Annotated in this window: 3 protein-coding genes; 1 reads left to right on the plus strand and 2 read right to left on the minus strand. The window is 44.6% G+C overall.

Features of this window, described 5'->3' with window-relative positions; genetic code table 11:
- The first annotated feature begins 83 nt into the window (after positions 1–83).
- Positions 84–6479: a tandem-95 repeat protein gene (locus CAG69_RS01385; RefSeq protein ID WP_337247407.1), complete on the plus strand. Its 6396-nt coding sequence runs from the start codon at positions 84–86 to the stop codon at positions 6477–6479.
- 87 nt (positions 6480–6566) lie between these two features.
- On the opposite strand, the gene CAG69_RS01390 is transcribed toward CAG69_RS01385, so the two are convergent.
- On the minus strand, positions 6567–7181 hold the full coding sequence (locus tag CAG69_RS01390) for an OmpA family protein (RefSeq protein ID WP_005377363.1): 615 nt from the start codon (positions 7179–7181) through the stop codon (positions 6567–6569).
- A 2-nt stretch (positions 7182–7183) separates the two neighbouring features.
- Positions 7184–8497 (minus strand): TolC family outer membrane protein, encoded by a 1314-nt coding sequence (locus CAG69_RS01395; RefSeq protein ID WP_161442352.1) that lies wholly within the window; start codon positions 8495–8497, stop codon positions 7184–7186.
- Positions 8498–8845 lie beyond the last annotated feature (348 nt).

Here is an 8845-nt window from a genome sequence, read left to right on the forward strand (position 1 = left end):
TCACTCCGACTGCGGATTGGAATGGCAAAGAGACAATTACGTTCACAGCTAAAGACCCAAGCGGTGAAAGCGTCAGCCAAACGGTGAACTTCACGGTTGCACCTGTGGCGGATATTGAATCTGACCGCGCGACAGTCGTGGAAGACACACCAACTATCATCAAACTCTTAGGTAACGACACGTTCGAAGGCGACGATAAAGTGGTGTCGCTCGATACCAATAACGGTCCAGCTAACGGCATGGTCTCGGTCAACCCGGACGGCAGCGTCACTTACACGCCAAACGACAACTACCACGGGGCAGACAGCTTCACGTACATCGTTACGTCCGGTGGGGTATCAGAATCCACCACCGTTGAAGTCAATGTAACACCGGTCAACGATGCACCAGTGGCGAAAGATGACATCGCTACGACACAAGAAGACACCGCAGTTACTATCGATGTTCTGCCAAACGATTCTGATGTGGATGGCGATAAGTTGTCGATCCAATCTGCGACTGTTCCTGAAGCACAAGGTAAAGTAGAGATCGTTGATGGCAAACTCGTCTTCACTCCGGCAGAAAACTTCAATGGCCACGCTGAAATCACCTACACCGTAACGGACGGTCAATTGACCGACGAAGCGACGGTCAACGTCACCGTGAATGCGGTGAACGACACGCCTGTGGTTGAAAGCAACCTCGCAGACCAAACCTTGGCGGAAGACTTTACGCCATACAGCATCGACCTAAATACCGCTTTCAGCGATGTGGATAATGTGGATGGCGAGCTGAGCTTCAGCGTTTCTGGCAACAGCAACATTCAAGTGGCGATCGTCAATGGCATTGCTACGTTCACTCCAACCGCGGACTGGAACGGCTCAGAAATCCTAACGTTTACTGCCACTGATCCAAGCGGTGAAAGCGTTAGCCAAACGGTGAACTTCACGGTAGCGCCTGTGGCGGACATCGTGGCAGACAAAGCGACGGTTGTAGAAGACACGCCAACCATCATTAAGGTCTTAGGTAACGACACGTTCGAAGGTAACGACAAAGTGGTGTCGCTCGATACCAATAACGGTCCAGCTAACGGCATGGTCTCGGTCAACCCGGACGGCAGCGTCACTTACACGCCAAACGACAACTACCACGGGGCAGACAGCTTCACGTACATCGTTACGTCCGGTGGGGTATCGGAATTCACCACGGTGAACGTCGATGTCACGCCAGTCAACGATGCGCCAGTGGCAAAAGATGATACCGCTGTTACTGACGAAGATACGCCAGTGACGATTGATGTCCTGCCAAACGACACCGATGTGGATGGCGATACGCTGTCTATCCAATCAGCGTCTGTACCTGAAGCACAAGGTAAGGTTGTAATTGTTGACGGCAAATTGGTGTTCACACCAGCTGAGAACTTCAATGGTGATGCCGAAATCACTTACACCATCACCGATGGTTCGCTGACTGACCAAGCGAAAGTAGCCGTTACCGTTAACCCAGTGAACGATGCGCCAACGATCAAGGTCGATGCTGTAGAAAGTATCACTGAAGACGCAGTGAGTACCGATACGGTAGTGGCAACGTTGGAAGTCGCTGATACCGATACGCCAGAAGAGCAATTAACCGTTTCTTTAGAAAACAACTCAAACGGCTACTTTGCGTTAGTTGGCGATGAAGTCAAACTGACTCAAGCGGGTGTTGACGCGGTTAACAACGACGAACTCAACCTTAAAGACCTAACGATCAGCGCATCAGTATCGGATGGTGTTAATCCAACGGTTAGCGACAGTGATAGTTTGATTGTGAATCGCGTTAACGATGCACCAACAGTCGATAATGTCATTTCAGATCAAGTGTTAGCAGAAGATTTTACGATCTACACGATTGATTTAAACGACGCATTTAAAGACAGCGACTCGGCACTGAACTTCTCAGTGTCCGGCAACAACAACGTGTTGGTTTCGATTGAAAATGGCATTGCGACCATTAGCCCAACGGCAGACTGGAACGGCTCAGAAGCGCTGACCTTTACTGCCACCGATCCAAGCGGTGAAAGCGTCAGCCAAACGGTGAACTTCACGGTTACCCCTGTGGCGGACATCGTGGCAGACAAAGCGACGGTTGTGGAAGACACGGCAACCATCATCAAGGTCTTAGGTAACGACACGTTCGAAGGCGACGATAAAGTGGTGTCGCTGGATACCAACAATGGACCAGCTAACGGCACGGTCTCGGTCAACCCGGACGGCAGCGTGACTTACACGCCAAACGACAACTTCCAAGGGACAGACAGTTTCACGTACATCGTTACGTCCGGTGGGGTATCGGAGTCCACCACGGTGAACGTCGATGTGACGCCAGTGAATGATAGGCCTGACAGTGAGGACTTTACGCATGTTACTGACAAGCCTGTGACGCAAGTTGTATTTGATACTGATACGAAACCTTTAGGTGATGGCGACTCTCAGGATCATATAGCGGATATTGAAGATGACTTAAATGGCAACGATTTGCATGTGCGGATTACTGAACTACCGACCTCAGGAACATTGTTCTTCAGAGATAACAACGGTGAACTGCATGAAATAAAAGAAGTCAGTGACACTCTTTATGAAAAAGATAGCCTTTACTATGAAGCTGATAATGTGGGTTTCTTATTAGGTATCAAGGATCGCCCAGATACACCAAATAGTTCCGAGTCTACAACAGATTTCAATAATTGGGGGCTAAGTGAGGACGGAGGTCCATCACACTCCCGTACTGAGCATTTAGTTAATGGTTCCTCCATCACTATATCTTCTGATAGTGGTGAACTTGCTCAATACAACCGCCAAGTGTCACATATCGGAAACGGTATTGCTGACAATGATGGGCAGGGTATTGAGAAAGGCGAGACAATTACGATCGATTTGTCTAATAACCCTGTGGGCAGCGTAAACCTTGGCTTAGATGGATTAGGTGGATTGTTTGATTACGGTGATGACAACGCTGCGCTTATTACGGTTACGTATTTAGATTCAAATAATATCGAACAGACTCAAACGTTCGAGTTCTTGAAGCCTGAAGGCAACTTCATGCTATTCCAAGAAACAAGCGTTGGTTTTGGGCAAGAACTAGCTCTTCCTGAAGGTTCGGTCATTACTCAGTTAGATTTTTCTACGAAAAATGAAGGGAACTGGGAGTTACGTTATGTAGAAGGTATTCCTGCCGGAGATAGCTTTGGATATGTGGCAGTCGATTCTGAAAGTGGAGTTAGTGATCCGTCTACGGTCAATATCGTTAACGAAATACTAGATGGTAATGTTGCGGAAAATGGACCTGTGGTGGAGAGCATTGCAGGTGTTACTGTTGTTGAGGGTGATGATGTCACGTTTTCTGTTTCTCTAAATAACGCGACAGATCAGACCGTTAAGTATCAAGTGGATTTCTCTGCAGAGGGTTCTAGTGTGAGCTCTCAAGACATTGATTTGTCGAACGCAACTTTTACTAATGGCGTGAAGTATTTGGGCGGATACCTTATTGTTCCAGCCGGAGTGAATGGCTTTGAGATTACCATTCCAAGTATTGATGATCAGTTGGTTGAATCAACAGAGAGTCTTGTGATTAAAGTCGGAGATGTATCTAGCGTTGGCTATATTGACGATAATGATGTTCCGCCAGCAGTTCAAAGCAACGAAATTTCCGGATTAGAAGACGAAGCTATTGTTATAACACTAGAACATTTAGGCATCGTTGATAGTAGTATAAGTGTTGAGTTTGACACTTCTGCTCTAAATGGCTCACTGCAAGTGAAAGGTTCTGATGGTTGGGAAGCGGTTTCTGGCAGTGTGCTCGCTTCTGATATCGAAAATGGTCTTGTTCGCTACGTTCCTGCTGAACATGAATCTGGTGCAGATGTTTTCGATAAAGATGGTGTTGGGAACGGCTTGGATACTTACGAGCAGATTCATTTCACGGTTAGTGATGGCAATTCTTCTGCTTCAGGTACGTTGAGTATCGACATAGAGCCTGTCGCGGACCCGCTTAAGATTGACCTTACTTTCGGTCCAGTAACGTCTGTACCTGTGACACTAGGCGGAAGCTGGTCTACAGACGAAGAACTTAAAGATCTGCTTGAGGCAAGTAATTTACCAGGGCTTGACTTTGAACATGTGGTGACACAAACGTTTAATAACGGACATGTTGGTAATGACTTAATGCTAAGCGGTGACACTGAATCGCCACTGAGCTTTGTCGGAGATCAACAAGCAGGTGCGAACGTTGATGCTCAAGGCAGTGATATCTTTGTGACTGGAGGAGGTAATGATTCTATCTATGGCGGTATTGGTTCATTAGATGATCAAGCGGAGACGGACACAGTTGTTTACTCTGGCAAGTTGTCTGATTACAACTTCAACTATTACCCTGCATCTGACCACTCAGAGGTCCCGTATTGGATTGTCGAAGATAGCCGATTTATTGATACAAAAGATGTTGTTTCGAGCACTCATAAAGAGTCGGGTGACCACCTTTATGAAATTGAACAACTTATCTTCCAAGATGCCATTATCAAGCTAAATAACAACACAGGAGAGTATGTTGTACTTACAGAGCAGCAAGTCTCTTTTGAGCTGAACCTTGATCTTATCGATGTGGATGGCAGTGAGTCATTCATTAACGATAGCGTCACCTTAACGGGAATTCCTTCAGGGCTAACATTAGAGGTGAATGGCAAAACGGTTACTGAAAACAGCGATGGTTCTTACACGGTTGACCTTTCAAGTGAACCAAATCAAACCAGTCATCAACTAAGCGGTACGATTACTGTACCAGCCGATTACAATGGTTCGTTAGATTTTGATGTAACAGCGACGGCAGGAAGTGTTGAAGTTAATAACAATACTCAAATGGGAACGGACACGGCTTCTGTTTCAGTTCGAGATTATGATTTTGTTTCCGGTACGCATGGTGATAACAAGATAGCTGGATCTGATAGCAATGATGTGATTGTTGGCGATGTTCAAGGATTACAGATTGTCGAGGGGCAGGACTACAACATTGCTTTTATGCTCGATACATCAGGCAGCATGGGTTACGACGTTGGTCTAGCGCTAGGTGAGCTAAAAACAGTGCTGAATACTCTTACCGAAAGTGCTAGTGGCCCTCATTCGGGCAAAGTGAACGTTTTATTGACCACATTTGCTACTGGGAGCTCTCAGGTACTTGAATTAGATTTGAGTGCAGACAACGCAACATCGCAAATAGAGTCTACATTGGATGCAATTTTACAAATCGGTGATGGTAATACAAATTATGAAGCCGGGTTCCAATCTGCACTAGACTGGTTTGCTAATGCCGATAGTGGCGCAACAAACCTAAGTTATTTCATATCTGATGGTCAACCAAACCAAGCTACGGATAACAATACGAGTTGGTTTAGTGGTTGGGAGGGTGTCGTACTTGGCGTGTCAGAACAAAAGTTAGTGACGCTAGCGGATGTTTTGCCAGGTGATTACAGGTTTGGTGATACAGTCACATACAACAATAAAACAATCATAGATTTTCGCGGGGCGGTGTATTCGCTCTCTACTGGTGAACAGGTGGGGAGAATGCTTAACTCATATGTCTATGATGATTATGGAAATAATGTTCTATCTCAAGCGAATAACGCATATCAAGCATTGGCTGAATTTAGTGAGGTTCGTTCGATAGGTCTTGGTCGCTACTTAGATGAAGATTCGTTAGAAAACTTCGACTCTGATGGTGTAGTAAGAGCTAACATAGATGTAAACCAACTAGCAGAAGTGATCCTTGGTAAGGAAGTTTCATTGATGCAAGGTAAAGATGAGATTAACAGCCTTGATGGAAATGACATTATTTTTGGTGATGCCATGCGTTTCGACGTCGATGGTGAGCAAGGAGTTTCCGCGCTACAAAACTACGTAGCATCTCAACTAGGTAAGGATGTTTCGTTAGTTACGAAAGAAGAAGTTCATCACTACATTACTGAAAACCAAGCAGAATTTGAACAGTCTCGTTATTACGACCAAGCAGACACCATCTCTGGTGGTTCAGGTGATGATATTTTGTTTGGACAAGGTGGTGACGACAAGCTGTTCGGTGGTGCAGACAATGATATTTTAATTGGTGGTTTCGGCAATGATATTTTGACAGGGGGGGACGGTGAAGACATCTTTAAATGGATTGATGTGTCCAATGAACGCGACACTGTCACTGACTTCAATAAAGATGAAGACACTCTAGACTTCTCTGATCTTTTTGATGACTTATCTAAAGATGAAATTGGAGAGCTTCTTAATGATCTTCAGTCCGGTGATCATACTGGTGATGTCGGAGAGTATCACGTAGAAGTGGCACCAGATGGCGGCTCGGAAGCGAACTTGAGTATTACGAAAGGTAGCTCGACATTAGACATCCATTTTGATGGTGCAAGTGTCGATGATGTGACTCAAAGTCTGATTGCGAGTTTAGAAGCTCAGTACAAAGGCATGTAGTAGCGCTAAACTGTAGTCAAATTTAAAATCAAAAAAGGTCTAGCAATTTGCTAGACCTTTTATTTTTACGGTCTGTTTATTGTTGTGCTAGCTTTTTGGAAGTGTTGTGAAAACGGTCCATTCTTTCTTCACTTCACCCTTGTGGCCAATCACTGTTGCGGTTACTCGGCGGTTCAATGCGTGACTAACTTGGTCTGTACCTTGTGTCGCAAGTACTGTGTCTCCATAGCCGACAATGGTAACTCTATCTCCACTAATGCCGTTCTTCATGAGCTCTTTTCTAACGTTTTCAGCGCGGCGCTTAGATAAGTCAAGATTATGTTCTGCAGTACCAGTGCGACTAGCATAACCTTGAATCTCTATAGACGTGTTCGGGTACTCTTTCAAAAAGTCGGATAGTTCAAGAATTTGTTGCGTAAAGATAGGGTTGATCACATCGGAATCGTTCGCAAATAGTACTCGAATTTGCATTTCTTGTGAGGAGTCAACGTACGAACCACAACCGTCGTTGTCTATTTCGGCACCCAAAGGTGTACCCGGGCACAAATCTCGCTCGTTAATGACTCCGTCAGAGTCATCATCTATATGATCAGCCCACTGATCGGCAATTGGGGTATCTATGTAATCATATTCATCACCACGATCTGATGAACTGCATGCGGAGAGCATTAATGAGAGTGTAATAAAAGCTATGTGTTTCATAATTAATACTCCACTTCTTCTAGCCATTCTTTAGGCATTTCAACCCTTAATGCACTCAACAGTTGCCCAGTTGCGTTCATCACTCGATATTTGGCGTACTGCTCTGCGTATTTAGAATCTAAGTAGTCTTTACGCGCCTCAAAGAGCTCGTTTTCAGTGTTCAATAGATCAAGCAGTGTTCGTTTACCGATGCGATATTGCTTCTCGTAAGCAATTACGGTCTCAGACGCAGAGTCTACATGATCTGATAGAAACTCTTTTTGTTGTAATGTTAAATCAAGCGCACTCCAAGAAAGCCTCAACCCTTCTTCAACATTGCGATAGGCACCTTCACGCAAGTCTTTTGCTTTATTTAGCTGGTAGGCGAAGTTTTCTGAGTTCGCTGCATCACTGCCGCCATTGAATAGGTTGTAGCGTAGACGCAGCATGGCAAGTGTCTCATCACTTCGACCTTTTATACCATCAGCGTCGTCACGCCATGTTTGCGAAGCTTCAATGGAAATGGTTGGGTAATTAACACCTTTAGACTGTTTGTATTGAAACTTAGCCGAGTCTACGTCTGCGAGCGCCACTTGAATAACGGGATGAAGTTCAAATGCCAAGCCTACCGCTTCATCAACCGTGTACGGGATAAAGTTTTGGTCCGCTCTCGGAAAGATTAACCCTTGTGGTGTTTGACCGACTAAACGAGTGAACATCGTGTGAGAGTCATACAGGTTATTTTGAGCAGCAGCTAAGTTTCCGTGTGCTTTTGCCAAACGTGCTTCTACCTGCGTCAAGTCAGCAGTAGAGCCGATACCCGAGTTGACTCGTTTTTTAATGTCATCGTAAATATCTTTATGAACAGCAAGGTTGTTTTCTGAAAGCTTTAGGACTTCATACGCTTTAACAGCGTCCAAGTACACTTTAGTCACTTCAAGTGCCTTATCTGAAGCATCTGCTAAGAGTTGAAATCTAACAGATTCAGCATCAGCTGCGGTTCGATCAATATCATTTAACGTAGCGCTACCATCCCATATTAGTTGGGTCAGTGTCACTGAAGCTTCCTTTCGAGTGTAATCCGTGTCTCCTCGACCAACTTCATCTGACGGGTCTAATCCTTCATATCCAATTCCAGCATCTAGATCAACAGAGGGGAGGTAAGCACCTGATGAAGCTTCATTTATGTACTTCTGGCTCATAAACTCGTTAAATGCACTCTTAATATCGGGGTTATTTTGTAGCGTCTGTGCAACCGCTTGCTCTAGAGTTTGACCGAAAACTGGTGAAGACACTATTAAGCAACAGCAGGCTATATGTACTCGATTCCATCTCACGTTAGTTCTCCTAAAATCATGTCGCTCTTATTCTGTTTCATATTTGAGACGAGAAGTTACAAACAATGAATTTTCTTAGTGCGTATTATCAACTTGTTGATGTTTAAATGTTTAATTCAATAAAAAACAACAATCTTACTCTCTAAACTCTAGCATACGAGGCAAAGCTTGCTTGGTAAGTGGTCGGTTTTTTCGTAGAAAACCTTTTTATCTTAAGAGCATAGCGGAAACTGGTTTAAATGAAGGCAAATTCTTCGGTTATTTTCCTTATTACTCTCAAAAAACTAAATCCTCTTGGAATAAAACGAAAAATTCATATTTTGTCTAAACTATAGACGTGTTTAGTGC

The organism is Vibrio sp. V43_P6S15P86 (assembly GCF_009904725.1).
In the GTDB taxonomy this organism is placed as follows: domain Bacteria; phylum Pseudomonadota; class Gammaproteobacteria; order Enterobacterales; family Vibrionaceae; genus Vibrio; species Vibrio diabolicus.